A 17190-nucleotide genomic window follows, 5' to 3' on the forward strand; every position below is an offset into this window, starting at 1 on the left:
CTAAACACTCTCTTTCTTTTTTACGTATTCTTTTAAATACAAATTCATTTCTTTTTCTATTTTATAAATTTCCTTAAGAAAACTTATGAATAAATCACATTGTTTTATACTTGAACTTCTTACATACCTCACTTTAAAAGCTAACTTTCTCCAAAGGGCTCCTGACTTTTTCATAAGCTTTGCTGCCTTCATAATATCAGGTGAATCTTTGCTATTTCTCTTCAAAAATTCTTCATAAATACTTCTATAAAATGTTCCATTTAGTTCATCCTGTCTTCTTATTAATAGACAATTAGCTTGCAAAAGAGCTACTAAATATTTTTCATGATTTGCAGAACCTTCTTTTGCTCTATTTTCTATCCTTTCAACAAATCCAATGAACTTCTCTAAATTTTCTATACTTCCATCTTTACTTAAGGCATTTTCCCCTTGTATCTTTATTGATTCTAAATACTTATCCTTTGTAATCTGTACATTAGAACATTTCTTAATGTCATACCATAATCCATCTTCTAAACTGCTTATTGACTTTTTAAACATTGCTTCTCTCAGCTTAATCATAGGTATTTCATGATTCTTATTAGTAAGAATATCAAATACTGTTACCGTTTCTTTTTCTAAATCATAACCAATCATAATTACCATATGATATCTATTATGTCTTCTCGTAATATCAGTTATATAATCCATATAGTATATATCACAATTAATTAATGCTGGCTCTCCCTTTGCTACCTTAGATAGTATCTCTATATCAAAGGGAGCCTTAGCTTCTTCATTATCAATTTTCCATTTAGAATATTTCTTCTCACAAGGTATATTTAATAAATTGCAACAATTTGTTTCTGCCTCAAAATCACGACCTTGAATTTCTACTAAATTTAATCCTCTAAACATTGCTTCGCTCATTTTAAAGTCAAGGCCATTTCCTAATGAAAAAATATCAATAGGATCAATTTCATAACCCAAGTAATTTAACAATATTGAAAATGTTTGTCCACGGCAGTCACCAGATGCCCTATCAACTTCATATGGTTTAAATTCTATAAAAGCTTTTTGGGGTAATTCATAAGCTAACATATTTGCCCATCCTTCATAACAATTTGTCTTGTTCCCTCTTTAGCAAGTTTATCAGAATGTGTTACCATAATTATTGTTGTTTTAAATTCTTTATTTATTTTCTTGAATATTTCCATTATCTGTTCACTACTAATAGAATCAAGATTACCAGTAGGTTCATCTGCAAAAATCACCTCCGGATTTGTATATAAAGCTCTAGCTATAGCAACTCTCTGCTGTTGTCCCCCTGATAGCTCATAGGGATATGAAGCTTCATACTTTGTAAGACCAACCATTTCTAAAACTTTACGTAATCTATTAATATCAAGTTTTTTTTCTTTAATTAATGAAGGTAAAAAAACATTATCTGCCACATTCATCTCTTCTAACAAATTATAAAATTGATAGACAAACCCCATATCTGTTCTTCTAAGTTCTGACATTTCTTTATCATCCATCTTTGTAAGATCTTTTCCCTTTAAATAAACTACTCCATCTGTTAATGGTTCCATTCCACTAAGTAAATACAGCAAAGTACTTTTTCCTGATCCAGATGGACCTGTAATTGTTACGAACTCACCACTTTTAATAGATAATGATAAATTATGAATAACTGTATTTTCTACAGTTCCTGTCTTATAAACTTTCTTAAGATTTTTAGCCTCTATTACACTATGAGTTGTAATCTTATTCATCTTATCTATATTTTCTATTATGTCCATATTCCTAAGCTCCTTTCATCAAGTTCTACATTTTTAAAATTTCAACAATCTTATCTTTTTTAAGATTTGCTGATTTGCAGGCTAGAATAATATTTAGCAATGCTACAAAAATCATAATTATAAGTAATGCCATAAATATTTCTATTTTTATATTTATTTCTATAGGTAAATCTGCAATTTCCATTAAGTTTTCTAGTGGTTTCTTTATACCTACCATTACTATTACACCCATGCCATAACCTATTAAGCTACTAAATAATATTTCCTTTATAAACAATTTTGTTAAATGACTTCTGCTATATCCATTAGACATTAAAATTGCAAATTCTTTCTTTCTAAGCATATAACTTAATTTGTAGTTACTGTATATTCCTGTAATACTTGTTAAAGTTATAATTATTGAAAATGCTACAAAGAATATTATTATCTGCATTCCATTAGTAACATCCTTTTCCTGCATGTTGCTTACATCTTTAAATACATATTTACGATTTAATAATATTTCATCTATATCCTCTTCTATTTCACTTGGATTTTCTCCCTTTAAATAGATAGTATTATAATCTTTTACCTTGCTAAATTCACTTTCAGCTCTTTGCATATAAATCATATCCCCTAGGTCTTGAAGGGATTGGCATACCCCTGCAATATAATAATCCTTAGTTATATCACCATCACTTAATGTAATATATTCTCCTACCTTTTTATCAAATCTATTGCTTAAAACCTGGCTTAATATAACATTCTCACCAGACTTAAAAGATTCTTCATCAGAATCATTAGCCCAAGTTAGATGTAAATTCATAAAATTATTATCAAACTCTTTAACATCATCAATTCCAACTACCTTAACTTCTCTATCCTCAGAATCTCCTTTAATTTCTATATTGCTTACAGAACATTTATAATATGAAAGTACTGAATCTAAGCTAGTTATTGCCTTAATTTCTTCATCTAATAGCATCATGTTATCAGTAGTTCTAACAAAAGCATCAGATTTATAATCTTTATAAAAACTTGTCATGGCACTTAAAACTGAATAACTCAATGTACCTACAATAGTTACAAATAAACAAATAACAGTAGCAAGAGTTAATGTTTTTCGTAAATATATGTTAGTTGCAACATTTTTCATGGCCATTACTGTTAAACCTTTTTTAGGCTTTTTCAAAAATAAATCTATTAATATATGCATAAGAGCTTTAAAGCCCTTTATTAATGAAAAAATAAGTATAACAGTGTAAATAAGAATTAATGCTATATTATTAGCCTTTATAAAGTAAGCTGCTATAATTAAAAATGGTATTGCTGCAAGACATACATATGATAATTTACTTACCTTTTCTCTTTTAATATCAGCAGATGTATTCTCAATTAATAGAGCTCTATCTGACTTTTTAAGTATTTTTACTGTTGGTCTTCTAAAGCTTTCTATTGTTAGTGCTAGAGTTATGAGACTTGTAGTTAAAATGGAAATAACCATAAATACTAAATCTATACTATTTAATGGGTTACTTAAACCTACTCCATATTTACTAAAAATAAGAATACTTATGGTACCTAAAATCATTCCAATTATCATTCCTATAATTGATATTCTTATTGCTAATTTACAAAATAGATTGATAACAAGCTTTTTCTCTGCCCCATTACTTCTTAAGGTTCCTATATATTTTGAACGTTCTGTAACGAATATTAATCCAATAGACTTTAAAATATCTATTGCTATTAATAAAATGAATACAAATATTACGGCATCAACTGCATAATACTGCTGCATATTACCCGAAACATATTCCTTATCTATAGAATCTTTAATAGTAAGATCTTTATTTAAATCTTGAATTTCATCTCTTACATTCACACCATCTTTTAAGTTATATCCATATGCTACAGTAACTTTATCTGTATCTAATCCTACTAATTTTTTTGCTGTTTCATAATTTAATATAGCCATATCCTCATTTGCTTTAACAAAATAATTTTCCTTTGGCGCTAATACTACATTATATGATTTAACAGAAGAAAGAACTGTAATAGCTACTGTATCCCCTTCCTTTGCACCAATTTTTTCTGCAAGGCTTGGAGTAATCATCAAGTCATTTTCTCCTAAATCCTTTGGAAACTTCACATCACCTTTTCCAAGATTCACCTCACCAAAAACATGTACAAATTCACTATACTTAGAACCCCAAAGGGTAAAATTAGTTTTTTTCTTGCCACCTTCAATTTCACCACTTAGTGATAAAACTCCTAGCATATTTGAATTCTTATTTTCTGGAACTTCAAATATTTTATCTTTGTCATTAGTAATTATTAAATCACTTAACCCCACTGTAGTTTGTCTTAAATCTTGTGCTATAGAAGCCTTTAATACTGGTAAAGCATTTAAAGCTGTAAATATAATGAAACTTGTAATAATTACAGTAATATAGCACAAAGATAATTTTTTATCTTTTCCTGATCTACTCTTATATATACCATTTAATATCTTTCTCATGTCTCACCTCTCAAAACCATTAACTATACATAAATAATGTTTTTTAACCTTTTTTTATTTATAAAATGTAATGATATTACGTAAATTAACATAAATAAGCTAAATATTATTAGGCTGCTTTCTAATGTAAAGTCAAATAATTTGATAATCCAAATTACTTCAACTGCTGCAGAACCTATCAATGTCATAAATGCAAATACTGTGTATATAACTTCTATTAAGTTATATTTCAATATAGAACTTGGATTACTTATAAACTTATGAAGTTTAAGTCTTAAATTAGGATGTTTTAATAAAATACATACTATAAAATATCCATCACTTAATGAAAGTGGACACAAATTAAATGCCACTAACCTAAAATTTGATAAAGCTAATACCTTACATATTTCATTACTTGTTAATCCAAATATCCCCAATAGTGTTAATCCTAAAAGTAAATTAACCTTTACACCAGCAAATAATATTTTATAAATTTCTTTTCTTTTTAATGAATAAATATTTTTATTTTTAACATAAAACATTGGAATAAATCCTAGGTACAATACAAATGCAATATTAGAAGGTTGTACCTTTGCTCTAAGACCTTCTATTAAATGACCTGATTCATGAAAAATAAACATAATCATCATTCCAAAATTTATCAATATATAAGCAAGCCAATAATTATTTTTGTCAGTTTGCTTATAACTTAGCCAATCTGATAATTGTATACCTTTAAAGCCTTCAACCCCATTTATTATATTTATTGAGAATAAAAGTAATATAATAAGTATAAAAAAAATAGTACTTCCCTTGCCAATAAAATCTGCTTTACGCTTAACTCCTTCTTTATCAATAATATCTTTAAATTTATAATTTATTAATTTAAGAGATAAACTATCTACTTCATTATATTTAGTTTCTTTAATTGTATTTGATAAGTTTTTATTATCTTCTTTTAAAAAACCTTTTGAGCTTAATTTATTTAAGACATTATCTAATTGTTTTTCACTAATACCTGTTTTATTTATTATATCTATCCTGCTATTAGTACCATTCATTAAATTTATAATTTTTTTAAAAGCTGCTTCCTGCTTTTCAGGTATTAAGAAAAAAGTATCGTTTTCTAAATCTCCTATTACTACTTTCCCATTAGCATTTTTATTTTTGAAAATATCATTAGTGTATACACTTTCTTTTAAGGCTGGAAACTCATTTGTTTCAATCATGATTCTCTCACCTTACTTTTAACGCTATAATTTTCCATAGCTAAAGTGAAGATATTTTCTAAAACTATCTTACTGATATCACATATTAATTCTGCTGGCTTATCTATCTTCTTTGTTGATAAATACCTTGCCCCAATGCAGTGACCATAAGATTTCTTACATATAGGCTTAACCCAGCAATTATTGCAGGTATCATTTTCATTAGCAATTCTTAGCTTCTGTCTTACCTCTAATAATCTACTTTTTTGAGTTTCTAAATCAGAAGCTGCATGACCTAAATCAAATTCCTTTTCTCCTATAAACATAAAACAAGGATATAAGATACCTCTAACATCTGATGCTATATCTGTATTACTTGCACCACAGCCATTTCCAAAGGTTTCATGTTTTTTGGCTGCTAATAAAACGCTAGCTGCTACTCTTAATCTGATTTTATCAATTCCACTACTAATTTCTTCCTCAATCCAGCTATCAAAAAAGTTTAATACATCTATTTTATTTAAATCTGTAAGTGATTCACTAGATACGCAAGATTTACAGCTATCACTTTCAATTAATGGACTAATATGTATTATATCGGCATTTAATTCTTTCAATGCTTCTAACGCTTCCATTTTGCCGCTTTTCTTAAATTCAATAATATGCTTTCTATTAATGGTTCCTTCAATAGCTAAATAAAACTTTCTACCTAGCTCATCCATCCTTCTAATTTTGCTTGCTACTGTTTCATAAACAGATCCTTTATTATTTTTAAACACTCTGTTATAATCATTTATCTCTTTATTTCCATCTAAACTTATAGTTATTGAAGCAAAATATTCATTAAAAAACATGATATCTTCATCTTCTATTAATGTACCATTAGTTACCATGGTAAATAACGGCTTGTCTATATTTAATTTATCTACATAAATATTTATCCACTTAACAGCTTCCCTCATTACATCTTTATTTAAAAGAGGCTCTCCTCCAAAGAACTGTATAGTAGTGATTCCTTTAGGATAAAGCTCATAAGTTCTTTTCACTACATCTTTTACTGTTTCTAATGACATAATATTTGTTTTTTGTTCCTGTCCATAGCTTCCTTCTTCTGCATAACAATAATGACAAGCTAAATTACAGGATTCACTTAAATTAAGAATTAATCTTTCACACTTATTATTATCTTGCTCTTGAACTTTCATAAAAGTATTGGTATTAGACTTACTAAATATCTTTTGACCAAACTCATCTAATTGCTTTTCATCCATTGAATCTAATTCTAAGTAAAACTCTTTAGGAATTTTATAGAATTTCATTTCATTCATATCTAAAAGATAGTATTTGCCTTGCTTCTTATATATATGCTTCATGGTTACCTCCTATCTAAAACATTGTTTGTTACTATATATAAATCTAATTTATTAATCATTTATTTCTATTTATGTATATCTTTATCTTATATAATTTTCCCTTTTTTGTAAATATATATTTGTAGTATTTTAGTTTTTTATACTTAAAATATTTTATTTTTTTAAATATATAACATAAAATTTAAAATAGAGATATATAAATGCAAAAAACTTCTTATTTATATAGTAAAAATTTATTTTTCGTTATAAAGAATTCATTATAATAAAAAGAGCTTAACCTAGGTTAAACTCCGTTTTTTACTTATAATATTTTGTTACAACATTACCTTTATTACTATAAATAATAATATTGATAATACTATAGAAACTATCTGAATAAATCTAGCTAACTTCTTAGTTTTTCTTACTGAATTCTTAATTCCAAACTTTCTTGTTGACTGTGGTGTTGCAAAGGGATATATGTAAATAACCTGACCTATTAATACAAAAGGTAAAAATCCTATTACCATACTTAAAACAATATTATTAATATAAAAGGCTAATGGCACTGCTCCACACACTGATATAGATAGCAAAGTAATTAATATTATAAATCTTTTACCATACTTATTTGTATATTCATAGTAATCTTTGATTTCTTTTTCATGATCTTCGCCGCAGCAAAAAACTATTTGTTCACTTTTACTAAATCCATCATACCCCTTTACTTTTATAGACTTTTCAGTTTCCTTGTTGCAAAATAGACATTCTCCCATAAATTGAACTCCTTATATTTAATTTAATAATCTACAAATTTCATTTATAGCTTCTCTATCTTCAAAATCATCAGATATTTCAAACATTAATCCACAGACATACGATTCTTTGAATACATCCTTAAATTTGTCTTTATCATCAGACATAACATGCTGTATTTTATCTAATAATCCTAGTAAATTATAATTTCCCTCTTCTTTAAATACAACTTTATTTCCCATCAGCACAGCATATGCATTCTTTGCAGAAACAACTTCTGCATACTTTTTTGCATATGAAACTTCATCATCAATACATGTACTTGCACTTGCAAAGTTTTGCAAACTAGCCTTAATAGTTTGAGTCAATCTGGCATTAATTTCTTTTTCATTATTCTTTTGATGAATATTATAACCAGCTGAAAGTACAAGAATTATGATTAAAAATTTCATGAAATAATTTGTTTTATTCTTAGGTAGTGATTCCTTATTTAATCTTTTCTTACGCCACCCATTTTTACCCCATTCATATATTATAGATATTATTAATAAAGCAAAAATTATAATTATCATAACCCCTCCTATATAGACCTCTTTTTCTAATTTATATAAATATTAACACAAATTACAAATAAGATATACCACTATTTTTTAATCCTCTTCATGCAACAAATCTTCATTATATTATTAGTAAATAAATAAACAAAAACATAATCAATTAAGAATACACATTTTTCAAAAATATACGTGTACAACAGCTAATTTATTATGGATAATAAAGCAAAAAATAAAAAAACTTTACATTTTGTTAATTTTTGATATGATGGTATGGTAATGCTTTTATAAGCTAATTTAACTTGTAAAATAACATGAATAGAGGGGTAAAAAATATGTTGTTTAACGAAAATGTAACTAAGCAAAAAAATCATAATAATCAATCTATACTTAAAAATATACCATATTATATTAACAGTCATAAATATATCTTTATGATACTAATGTCCGTACTAGCATTGTCTTTTCGTCTTAACTATATAAATAATGCAGGTGGAGATTATGATGGTTTTTTATCAATTTGGTGTAAATATCTTAGAGATAATGGAGGATTTAAAGCAATTACTACAGTAGATACAGATTATAATGTTCTTTATCTATACTTTTTAGCATTTTTCACCTATCTTCCTATAAGAGATTTATACTTAATTAAATTTCTTTCCTTTACTTTTGACTTTATTATGGCCTTTGCTGGTTCTTTATTAATTTCTCACTTTAAAAAAGATAGCTCTTATAAAAATCTATATTCTTTAACAGTTTTCTCTGGAATACTACTAATGCCAACTGTAATTTTAAATAGTTCAAGATGGGTTCAGTGTGATTCCATATACACAGCATTTTTATTTTTAACATTATATTTTATGTTAAAGAAAAAGTATAATACTTCTTTCATTCTTTATGGAGTTGCAATTACATTTAAACTTCAAGCAATATTCCTTTTACCTGCTATAGGAATAATTTATTTGAAAAATAGAGATTTTTCTTTCAAGCAATTTTTATGGGTACCTTTAGTAAACTTTGTATTATACATACCTGCTGTAATTATTGGAAAGCCAATAACTTCAATCTTTGATGCTTATCTTTGTCAAACAAAAAAGTATGCATATAAAACAACCTTAGGTTATCCTAATATATATTACTTTGCAGAAATTGATAGAGTTGATTTAATAAAACCTGGAATAATCCTTACAATGATCTTATTGTTTGCTTTAATGATCTTTGTATTATATACAAAGGGAAAACTTAATGATAAAGGTATTATAGAGCTAAGTGTAACAGTTCTATTTTTAGTTACTTTCTTTCTACCAGAAATGCATGATAGATATGGCTATGTAGCTGAAGTTTTATCTTTAGTTTATTTCTTTATTATAGAAAAAGATTGGCTTATACTTTTAATCATAAATCTAAATGCCTTTGCTAATTATGCTTCTTTCTTAGATGGTATACCTGAAGAAATTCTTCCTATAATATCAATTTATCAGCTAGTTGTTGTATTATACTTCACACTTAACTTTATTAGACACCGCCTAAGGCAAGATTATTTAACTGAATAAAATAGAATATGGGGTGATTGTTAATGATAAGAAAATTAAAAAATAAGAAAATACTATTATCTATTATACCTATAGCTCTTATTGCTTCATTTGTATTTCTAGGTAATAAGCCTGAAAAAATAGAAACTAAAGGTATGTCTATAAATTCAAATGAGAAACAATATTTAAAAACTGAAAAAGATGTAGAAAAACTTAATTTAAAATATTCTACTAATACAAATGATAAAGTAGAGCTTAAAATTTATGATCCATACGGTAATCTTAAAGATTCAGGAACTATATCTAATGATTGTACTTTTGAAAAAGAATTTAGTAATATTGAAGGTCAATGGATAGTTGAAATTACTCCATCTACTAATGACAATATTTTAGTAGAATCAACAATAACAAAAAAACTAAACTCTAATTTTTAACATTAATAATTATTAAAAAAAGCATTATTTTGCATTGATTTTGCAAGATAATGCTTTTTATCTAACTGATATAATATTCAAATATTATTTCCCCAAAAATTCTTCTCAAATTAATTTCACTATTACCGATCTTATAATTTTACAACATCCCTTGGTCTTCAGATTCTTATTTAAACAATACATGCTGTTAATTATTAATGCCACTCCCAAAGCGCATACTATTATATAAACCATATCACCATTCGTGATTCTACCAATAAAGTATAATAATAGTAATATGAAGTAATTAAAAATAAATATTTTAGATTCAAATATATTATTTTTCATATTAGCCCTCTATTTATCATATTAATCTTTTATGAATTATCTTCTTTCCTTAATTTCATTACTGTTACATACATAATAATTACAATGATTATTATAGTAATAGCAGCAAATGGTGTTGTATTACTATCAAACTTAGGAAATTGATTAAAATAGTACCCATTAAAACTTCAGATTTTTTCATGCTCCCCTTCATTTAACTGCCCTTTATCTTACTTTATATTATTTTCTTCTTATTTTTTTAACTATAAAATCTATTATAATTACAGAAGCAAAAACTCCACTCCAATTTAAAAATGCATCTCTATATGCATACTTAGAAAGTTCTCCAAAAAAGCCTATTCCCCATACAATAAGAAATATGAATAAAACTGAAACTATATATTGAATAGAAATTTTCATGTATTTATTCTTTATATTTAAATACTTAAATACCCCAAAGCAACCTACACCAACAAGTGTAAATATGGCTCTTATTAATATATGTGCATTAGTGTCATTCTCACATCCCTTTACTAACTGCCAAATTGAACTTACTAGAGTTACCGCTGTAAAAATCATACAAAATAGCAGAAATAAATTATATATCTTTTTCATCTTCCCCCTTCTTTACTTACATATATACTATTTTTCAATTTTTAAACTCTTTGTCTAATCTGAATTAATATTCTTCGTTTGTCTTGCCAAATATTAAATTTTTTTATAGTTATCTAACAGGAGATATTCACACCAATATATAATAATTTATAACTTAAAGATTATTAATTATCACTTTATCGTTTTTTATAATATCTCTTTTGCTCTCACCTGATAGTACCATTCTATAAACAATAAATTCAGCATACTCCTTACTCTTATTTTCAAGCGTATGTATTGAATTTTTAACTCTAGCAATCATTCCTTTTTTTAATAATCTTGAATGTTCTTCACCATCCTCTACCCACTTAGCATATATTTCTCCACTAATAGGCACAATTACTTCTTCTATTTTGTTATGTTTATGCCATTCTTGAATAGATAATGGAGGTATCCTATTTAAATGTATTTCATACTCATCAAACAAAAAATAATCTACATACGTTTTATTAGTCTTTTCTATAGATATAGCATCATCTTTGCAAAAACTTCAAGTCCCCTCATAGCTTCCTTCCCCTACCTTCTCGAAGACTTATTATTTAAAATAATTTTAGCATACTCCATATTTCATTTAAACATTTAATTACTTTTTTGGTGTTTTATTGTTTTTAGCTATAAATTTTATTTAATGAATTTAGCCTTTCACAAGAAATGTCATGCTATACTATTCCATATAGTGTTATAATATATAAAAGTATTTTTTAAATAATTTTAGAAATGAGGGATAACAAATGAAAATTAAATTAAGTGATTCTCTAACTATGTCAAATATAGTTCATGGTTTCTGGCGATTAAATAAATGGAATTTAACTGATTCAGAGCTATTAAATTTAATAGAAAAAAGTATAGATATTGGTGTTACGACTGTTGACCATGCTGATATTTATGGAGGCTATACATGTGAAAAGAAATTTGGAGATGCTATTGCTTTAAAACCATCAATAAGAAATAATCTTCAAATTGTAACTAAGTGTGGAATAAAAATTCCTTTTGAAAATAATGACTATAAGTCTCACATTTATGATACTAGTTCAAAGCATATAATTTATTCTGTTGAAAATTCATTAACTAACTTACATACAGATCATATTGATCTTCTTCTAATTCATAGACCTGATCCTCTTATGGATCCTTCAGATGTTGCTGAAGCTTTTGACAAATTAAAATCACAAGGTAAAGTATTAAATTTTGGAGTATCAAATTTTCTTCCATCACAATTTAATTTATTAAACTCTTATGTAAACGTACCATTAGTAACTAATCAAATAGAATTATCAGTTTTAAACCTTGAAAATCTTGATAATGGTACTGTAGATTTAGCTCAAGAAAAAAGAATTCACCCAATGATATGGTCTCCATTAGCTAGTGGAAGAATATTTACTGATAATAGTGATAAAGCATCTAATATGAGAAAAGTTCTTGAAGAAATCCGCTATGAAGTTGGTGCAAATTCAATTGATGAAATTGCATATGCTTGGTTATTAAATCATCCTTCAAAAATGCTTCCTATAGTAGGATCTCATAAAATTGAACGTTTAAAATCAGCAGTAAATGCAACAAATATTAAATTAACAAAGGATCAATGGTTTAAAATATATACTGCCTCATTAGGTCACGATATTCCTTAAAAAAGAGGATGTAATGGATTCTAAAAGTCTATTACATCCTCTTGATTTTTTATGTATGAAAAATACTACTTTAAACGTCTTATAAAATCTACATGCAAGTTTTATTATTTATCTCTTCTTCAAGCCAAGATTTAGCTTCATTTAACCACTTATGAGGCATTAAAATCATATTATTATCATATACGTATTTTATATAAGCTAAGGATGCATGAGCTAATGATTTATCTAATTCTCTTTTTACTATTTCATAATAAGGTGGCTCTCCCTCTTGATCCCATGCTAACTTATCTGCTACAAACAGTGCCATATCATACTTTGATGCATTTTTCTTTAAGGTAGTGTGATAGTTTATTGAAGATAATATTCTCTCATCTGTTATATTAAATATCTTATTACACATAATAGCTGAAAGTCTTTGATGAATTAAAAATGGGTACTTTTCTTCAGATTTATCTAAAAACATATTATTTTTTTTAATATATGTAAGCATCTCACTAGGCTCTATAATTCCTGCTATATCATGTCCTAATGCTGATATCTCTTAAGCCCCGATAATTATTTGGACAAAGCATATTAGTATAGGTTATACTAAATATGGTAATTATTAGAGGTAATTTATGAAAGTAAAAACTTATTCAGAAGAATTTAAGAATCAAATATTAAATGAAGTGAAATTTGAAGAAACGTGTGCTAATTTAAATATTGAACATGAGATAATTCCTGTAAAAACGCCTAATAAGAATACCTATGTTGAATCATTCCATAGGATTTTAGAAGATGAATGCTTTAAAATAAATGAATTTGAAACTTATACTGATGCTTATAGAATAGTTAATGAATTTATGATTTTCTATAATGAACGAAGATTGCATTCAAGTTTAGGATATATATCACCAAAGGAATTTTATACCCTTCACCTTGGAGAGAATCCACAAAAAATTTGTATAAAGATATAAAATTGAGAGAAACTTAGAGTTTAATAGATTTTGTCCAATATAAAGGGGTTAATCCGGTATTTATTATATATTAACAATATAACTATAATCAATAATTTTCCATATAATTATATCTTTCGGAATTAGCTGGACACATTGCGAAGGATATAGTTTACCCTGTATTTCTACAAGGTAAAAACTTTTTATCTTTCGTATACCAGCATTGTATCGCTTTAGACTTTCTGACCTGTTAACTACTGCTTGTACACTTACAATCTGCCCATAAGTAACACAGTAGCCCCTAACACTCTCGTGTTCAGACTTCCACCCCTAGTAATTTATAAAGCAGACACTAGAACCTGCTTAAAGCAATAATTAATATCTTTCTGTTTTTACATAAAAATAAGATGCATGAAACTCATCTCTAAATTTCAATGCACCTTGTTATAAACATTAGATAATTATTTGCCTTACGCTTTCATCTTCTTTTGTTTCTTTATCAAACTGACTAAAATCATCTACACATTTTTGTACTATATTGGGATCAATGCTTAAATCCCCTACTATACCTACATTTGCTTTCATCAAGCTCATAACTTGACTCCAATTCGAAGAATCAATAGTTTGATTTCTTAACGCTTCTGCATAAGTAAAAGTCAATATTCCTTGAACCTTATCCCTTACGTTCTTAGGCAGTTTGTTCATATACTCTCTATATTGTCTTTGAACACGCCCAGGAGCACTTGGTGGTGGAAAGCCTATCATTTTATTTTTTAACTTTTTAAACTCTTCATAAGTATTATTATTTAATTTAAAATTCTTACTTAAGTTTTCCCATAACATTAAATCTTCTTCTTGATCAATAGGATCTTTTACATTCTTACGAATACCTTCTGCTACAGGGTCATTTAGAAGCGAAAATTTCTTTTCACTTTCTTCACTTTTCACATTTGCACTTGTTGAATTATAATTTTTATTTATTGATGTAATATTTATTCCCATAATTATCAATCCTCTTTAGCCAACAGTTACTGTTACTGCATCGGACATAGTTCCTCCTCCTACAGTACTAATTCCTAATACTCTAATTGTATGTTGTCCTACTGATAATCCTGAAATTTGTGATACAACGTTCCATCCTACAACAGCTCTTGCACCATTACTATCAAATCCATTTATATAAAATCTATCTATTTCATTAACTCTTTGATATGCTCCACCATCAACTGAAAAACTTAACTGTCCATATCCCATTTGGTGTGTAGCAACATAAATTGTTGAACCTGCAAACTTTCCACTTGAAAGAGACTCTCTAGGAATAATAAGATGTCTATTATCATAATTATATATTTCAGGCGTTGAACATCCAATTATTTGAAGCTGTGTTAATTTAGGTGCTGGTGCAGCTGAGGCTTTTTGCGCTGAAGTCCCTAATACCGCTACACTTGCTAATAGTAATACTGTAAAAAATACTGAAAATACTTTTGTTAATTTTTTCATTTACATAACCCCTTTTCTTATTCATAAAGTATATTCGCATTTATATTTTCGTATTTTGTTGCCATTACTTTACACTTTTTCTTTTATTTTTCTTTTTTATTCAAAACATATTGCTCTATACCAAAAAATATCAGACATATAGTTTTTCTACTTATTAATATTTTTTCAAGATTATTTTATTCAAAAGAAAAATACTTAATTCTAATACTAACAGAATTATACTTTGGCACTGCTACGATTCAGATTGGAATAATTATTTTACCTACATCTACACAAGAAAAATTATGTAGACATAGGTAAAACAACTATGATTATTATACTTTGTATACTGTACTCATCTTCATATCATACTAATGTTATTACGCTTTTGCTACAAGCTTTACCATATCTATCTTATCCAATATGTATACTATTGCTTGTGCTTACCCTAGAATTATCTAGCTAAGATACCACCATGACTATTGCTTTAGGTTATTGGCTGCCACTCACCTTACATGTATTAATTACCTTACACAAGTTATAACATTAGAAAGTACTTATGAATTAATACATAGCTTGTTTTCTGCATCAGCCAAGCTAACTTACTATTATATTTAGAGTTGCATAGTGCTTAACAACTAACCTTGCCCTAAAAAAGGGTATAGGAAATAAAGCCTTGCATTCTCCATTTTTTTGAATTACAATCTTAGTAGCTAAACTATTGTAACCTCTCTTGTAGAGTTGCAAAGATTTATAAAACTATATTTAGTTTTTAATAGTTACCATTGCCGTGGTATTTTTTTATTTAAGCTTAATAAAGTTACTATTAAACTCTTGTAGAATATTATAATTATCTACCTCTGCCTTAATATCAGATATCATCACATTTAAATAATTCTGTGTTATCTGTAATGAACTATGTCCAAGTATCTTTTGAAGTACAGCAACACTATTTCCACCTAGAACCCACTTCTTTGCAAAAGTATGTCTAAGCTTATGAATAGAAGTTGTTTCTACTCCTCTTTTACGATTGTAACTTGCAATAGCTTGTATAGTACTGCTCTTATTTAATGGCTTTCCATAACAATTACAAAACAGCCTATCTTCTAAATCACTATACTGACGATACTTTAAATACTCTTTCAAAATGCTTAATATCTGTTTATTCAAAGGAATAATTAAAGACTTCCTATTCTTTGTATGTACTATATTAACTACTTCATCATCAAAGTTAATATCTTTAACCCTTATGTTAATCAAGCTGCTAAGTCTTATTCCAGTAGATAAAAACATTGCCACCATAACATAATTTCTATACTCAACAAAACTACACTTATTGATATTAGGTTTCTTCAAAAGCTTTTCTAATTCTTCATCTGTGTAAGTTGCTATTGGCTGTTTATCTACTTTAGGAAGTTTCATAACAAGGGATCTGCAATATTCCTGCCTTATAAAGAAATTAATAATTGTCTTTAAATCTCTTGCATATGTAAATAAAGTCTGTGAACTAATATCTTTATTTTCTCCTACCTTAACAATAAAAGAATCAAAAACATTCTTATCAATATCAGCAATCTCCATATTCTCATCAATATACTTTATCAACTGAATATAGCTCTGCTCATAATGTCTTATAGTTCCTTCCCTTAACCCTCTGGCCTTGCAATTGAATAAGTATTCTTGAAAACCTTCCTTAAATATTTTGCCTTTATCATTATTAATTTTTAGTCTCTTCATACTATCACCTCCTTTTTAAGCACAAAAAAAGACAGCTCCCATCATAATCAATAGATTTTACTCTATTTTCATATGATGAGAACTGTCCTTATATAAGTAAGCGTAAAGGATTTGGTATCTAGATATTAGAAGTGCCCTCTTGGTAAAATTTATAAAAATATAAATTTTATTCGGAGGGTACTTATGTATATAAAATTAGATAATGATACTTGGGAAAAATATATAGAAGAATATTTTTCTCTTGATAAGAAAATATCTATAAAACAATTCTGCAAGGAGCGTAATATTAATCCTAGCCAATTCTTTTATCACAGAAAAAGAGTTAAAGCTAAAAATGCTCCAGTAGTTCTTC

The 17190-nt window shown here is 27.1% G+C and carries 17 protein-coding genes; 4 read left to right on the plus strand and 13 right to left on the minus strand.

Annotated elements, in window-relative coordinates:
- The 7 genes from BM384_RS01890 to BM384_RS01920 form a co-directional block, all read right to left on the minus strand.
- Complete coding sequence (locus BM384_RS01890) at positions 1-1080, minus strand: BtrH N-terminal domain-containing protein (protein WP_090010277.1); 1080 nt, start codon at positions 1078-1080, stop codon at positions 1-3.
- A complete protein-coding gene (locus BM384_RS01895; RefSeq protein ID WP_090010280.1) occupies positions 1074-1781 on the minus strand; it encodes an ABC transporter ATP-binding protein in 708 nt (235 codons plus the stop codon). The genes BM384_RS01890 and BM384_RS01895 overlap by 7 nt, the downstream gene beginning before the upstream one ends.
- A gap of 25 nt (positions 1782-1806) precedes the next feature.
- Positions 1807-4281: an ABC transporter permease gene (locus BM384_RS01900; RefSeq protein ID WP_090010283.1), complete on the minus strand. Its 2475-nt coding sequence runs from the start codon at positions 4279-4281 to the stop codon at positions 1807-1809.
- A gap of 23 nt (positions 4282-4304) precedes the next feature.
- Positions 4305-5492 carry a hypothetical protein gene (locus BM384_RS01905; protein WP_090010286.1) on the minus strand — a complete coding sequence of 396 codons (1188 nt, stop codon included), beginning with the start codon at positions 5490-5492 and terminating at the stop codon, positions 4305-4307.
- Positions 5489-6844 carry a radical SAM/SPASM domain-containing protein gene (locus tag BM384_RS01910; protein WP_090010290.1) on the minus strand — a complete coding sequence of 452 codons (1356 nt, stop codon included), beginning with the start codon at positions 6842-6844 and terminating at the stop codon, positions 5489-5491. Before BM384_RS01910 ends, BM384_RS01905 begins: the two co-directional genes overlap by 4 nt.
- A gap of 314 nt (positions 6845-7158) precedes the next feature.
- Complete coding sequence (locus BM384_RS01915; protein WP_090010293.1) at positions 7159-7599, minus strand: hypothetical protein; 441 nt, start codon at positions 7597-7599, stop codon at positions 7159-7161.
- Positions 7600-7617: 18 nt separating this feature from the next.
- Positions 7618-8151, minus strand: a complete 534-nt coding sequence (locus tag BM384_RS01920; protein ID WP_090010296.1) for a hypothetical protein — start codon at positions 8149-8151, stop codon at positions 7618-7620.
- Between the two features lie 317 nt (positions 8152-8468).
- Here BM384_RS01920 and BM384_RS01925 point away from each other — a divergent pair, with 317 nt between their 5' ends.
- Positions 8469-9686 carry a hypothetical protein gene (locus BM384_RS01925; RefSeq protein ID WP_090010299.1) on the plus strand — a complete coding sequence of 406 codons (1218 nt, stop codon included), beginning with the start codon at positions 8469-8471 and terminating at the stop codon, positions 9684-9686.
- A 23-nt stretch (positions 9687-9709) separates the two neighbouring features.
- Positions 9710-10099 (plus strand): hypothetical protein, encoded by a 390-nt coding sequence (locus BM384_RS01930; RefSeq protein WP_090010302.1) that lies wholly within the window; start codon positions 9710-9712, stop codon positions 10097-10099.
- A 546-nt stretch (positions 10100-10645) separates the two neighbouring features.
- Here the strand turns inward: BM384_RS01930 and BM384_RS01935 are convergent.
- Both BM384_RS01935 and BM384_RS01940 read right to left on the minus strand, forming a co-directional pair.
- Positions 10646-11020 (minus strand): DUF6608 family protein, encoded by a 375-nt coding sequence (locus BM384_RS01935; protein ID WP_090010305.1) that lies wholly within the window; start codon positions 11018-11020, stop codon positions 10646-10648.
- A gap of 154 nt (positions 11021-11174) precedes the next feature.
- Positions 11175-11486 carry a cupin domain-containing protein gene (locus BM384_RS01940; RefSeq protein ID WP_242945929.1) on the minus strand — a complete coding sequence of 104 codons (312 nt, stop codon included), beginning with the start codon at positions 11484-11486 and terminating at the stop codon, positions 11175-11177.
- 304 nt (positions 11487-11790) lie between these two features.
- Here BM384_RS01940 and BM384_RS01945 point away from each other — a divergent pair, with 304 nt between their 5' ends.
- Positions 11791-12687 (plus strand): aldo/keto reductase, encoded by an 897-nt coding sequence (locus BM384_RS01945; RefSeq protein WP_090010312.1) that lies wholly within the window; start codon positions 11791-11793, stop codon positions 12685-12687.
- Positions 12688-12775: 88 nt separating this feature from the next.
- Here the strand turns inward: BM384_RS01945 and BM384_RS01950 are convergent, their stop codons facing one another.
- A complete protein-coding gene (locus BM384_RS01950) occupies positions 12776-13225 on the minus strand; it encodes an HD domain-containing protein (protein WP_347455048.1) in 450 nt (149 codons plus the stop codon).
- Between the two features lie 79 nt (positions 13226-13304).
- Between BM384_RS01950 and BM384_RS01955 the strand changes: the two genes are divergently transcribed.
- Positions 13305-13643: an integrase core domain-containing protein gene (locus tag BM384_RS01955; protein ID WP_090010315.1), complete on the plus strand. Its 339-nt coding sequence runs from the start codon at positions 13305-13307 to the stop codon at positions 13641-13643.
- Between the two features lie 432 nt (positions 13644-14075).
- Here BM384_RS01955 and BM384_RS01960 read toward each other — a convergent pair whose 3' ends face one another.
- The 3 genes from BM384_RS01960 to BM384_RS01970 form a co-directional block, all read right to left on the minus strand.
- Positions 14076-14624, minus strand: a complete 549-nt coding sequence (locus BM384_RS01960) for a hypothetical protein (protein WP_090010318.1) — start codon at positions 14622-14624, stop codon at positions 14076-14078.
- A 15-nt stretch (positions 14625-14639) separates the two neighbouring features.
- Positions 14640-15122 (minus strand): DUF4879 domain-containing protein, encoded by a 483-nt coding sequence (locus BM384_RS01965; RefSeq protein ID WP_090010320.1) that lies wholly within the window; start codon positions 15120-15122, stop codon positions 14640-14642.
- Positions 15123-15902: 780 nt separating this feature from the next.
- Positions 15903-16838: a tyrosine-type recombinase/integrase gene (locus tag BM384_RS01970; RefSeq protein WP_090010324.1), complete on the minus strand. Its 936-nt coding sequence runs from the start codon at positions 16836-16838 to the stop codon at positions 15903-15905.
- Positions 16839-17190 lie beyond the last annotated feature (352 nt).

This window comes from Clostridium sp. DSM 8431 (assembly GCF_900116755.1).
Classification (GTDB): Bacteria; Bacillota; Clostridia; order Clostridiales; family Clostridiaceae; genus Clostridium.

Excerpts from the sequence above, each read along its gene's own strand:
- BM384_RS01955 (WP_090010315.1), top strand. The coding sequence starts at position 13,305 with ATGAAAGTAAAAACTTATTCAGAAGAATTTAAGAATCAAATATTAAAT.
- BM384_RS01930 (WP_090010302.1), top strand. The coding sequence starts at position 9,710 with ATGATAAGAAAATTAAAAAATAAGAAAATACTATTATCTATTATACCT.
- BM384_RS01935 (WP_090010305.1), bottom strand. The coding sequence starts at position 11,020 with ATGAAAAAGATATATAATTTATTTCTGCTATTTTGTATGATTTTTACA.
- BM384_RS01960 (WP_090010318.1), bottom strand. The coding sequence starts at position 14,624 with ATGGGAATAAATATTACATCAATAAATAAAAATTATAATTCAACAAGT.
- BM384_RS01920 (WP_090010296.1), bottom strand. The coding sequence starts at position 8,151 with ATGATAATTATAATTTTTGCTTTATTAATAATATCTATAATATATGAA.
- BM384_RS01915 (WP_090010293.1), bottom strand. The coding sequence starts at position 7,599 with ATGGGAGAATGTCTATTTTGCAACAAGGAAACTGAAAAGTCTATAAAA.
- BM384_RS01945 (WP_090010312.1), top strand. The coding sequence starts at position 11,791 with ATGAAAATTAAATTAAGTGATTCTCTAACTATGTCAAATATAGTTCAT.
- BM384_RS01905 (WP_090010286.1), bottom strand. The coding sequence starts at position 5,492 with ATGATTGAAACAAATGAGTTTCCAGCCTTAAAAGAAAGTGTATACACT.
- BM384_RS01900 (WP_090010283.1), bottom strand. The coding sequence starts at position 4,281 with ATGAGAAAGATATTAAATGGTATATATAAGAGTAGATCAGGAAAAGAT.
- BM384_RS01910 (WP_090010290.1), bottom strand. The coding sequence starts at position 6,844 with ATGAAGCATATATATAAGAAGCAAGGCAAATACTATCTTTTAGATATG.
- BM384_RS01965 (WP_090010320.1), bottom strand. The coding sequence starts at position 15,122 with ATGAAAAAATTAACAAAAGTATTTTCAGTATTTTTTACAGTATTACTA.
- BM384_RS01895 (WP_090010280.1), bottom strand. The coding sequence starts at position 1,781 with ATGGACATAATAGAAAATATAGATAAGATGAATAAGATTACAACTCAT.
- BM384_RS01970 (WP_090010324.1), bottom strand. The coding sequence starts at position 16,838 with ATGAAGAGACTAAAAATTAATAATGATAAAGGCAAAATATTTAAGGAA.
- BM384_RS01890 (WP_090010277.1), bottom strand. The coding sequence starts at position 1,080 with ATGTTAGCTTATGAATTACCCCAAAAAGCTTTTATAGAATTTAAACCA.
- BM384_RS01925 (WP_090010299.1), top strand. The coding sequence starts at position 8,469 with ATGTTGTTTAACGAAAATGTAACTAAGCAAAAAAATCATAATAATCAA.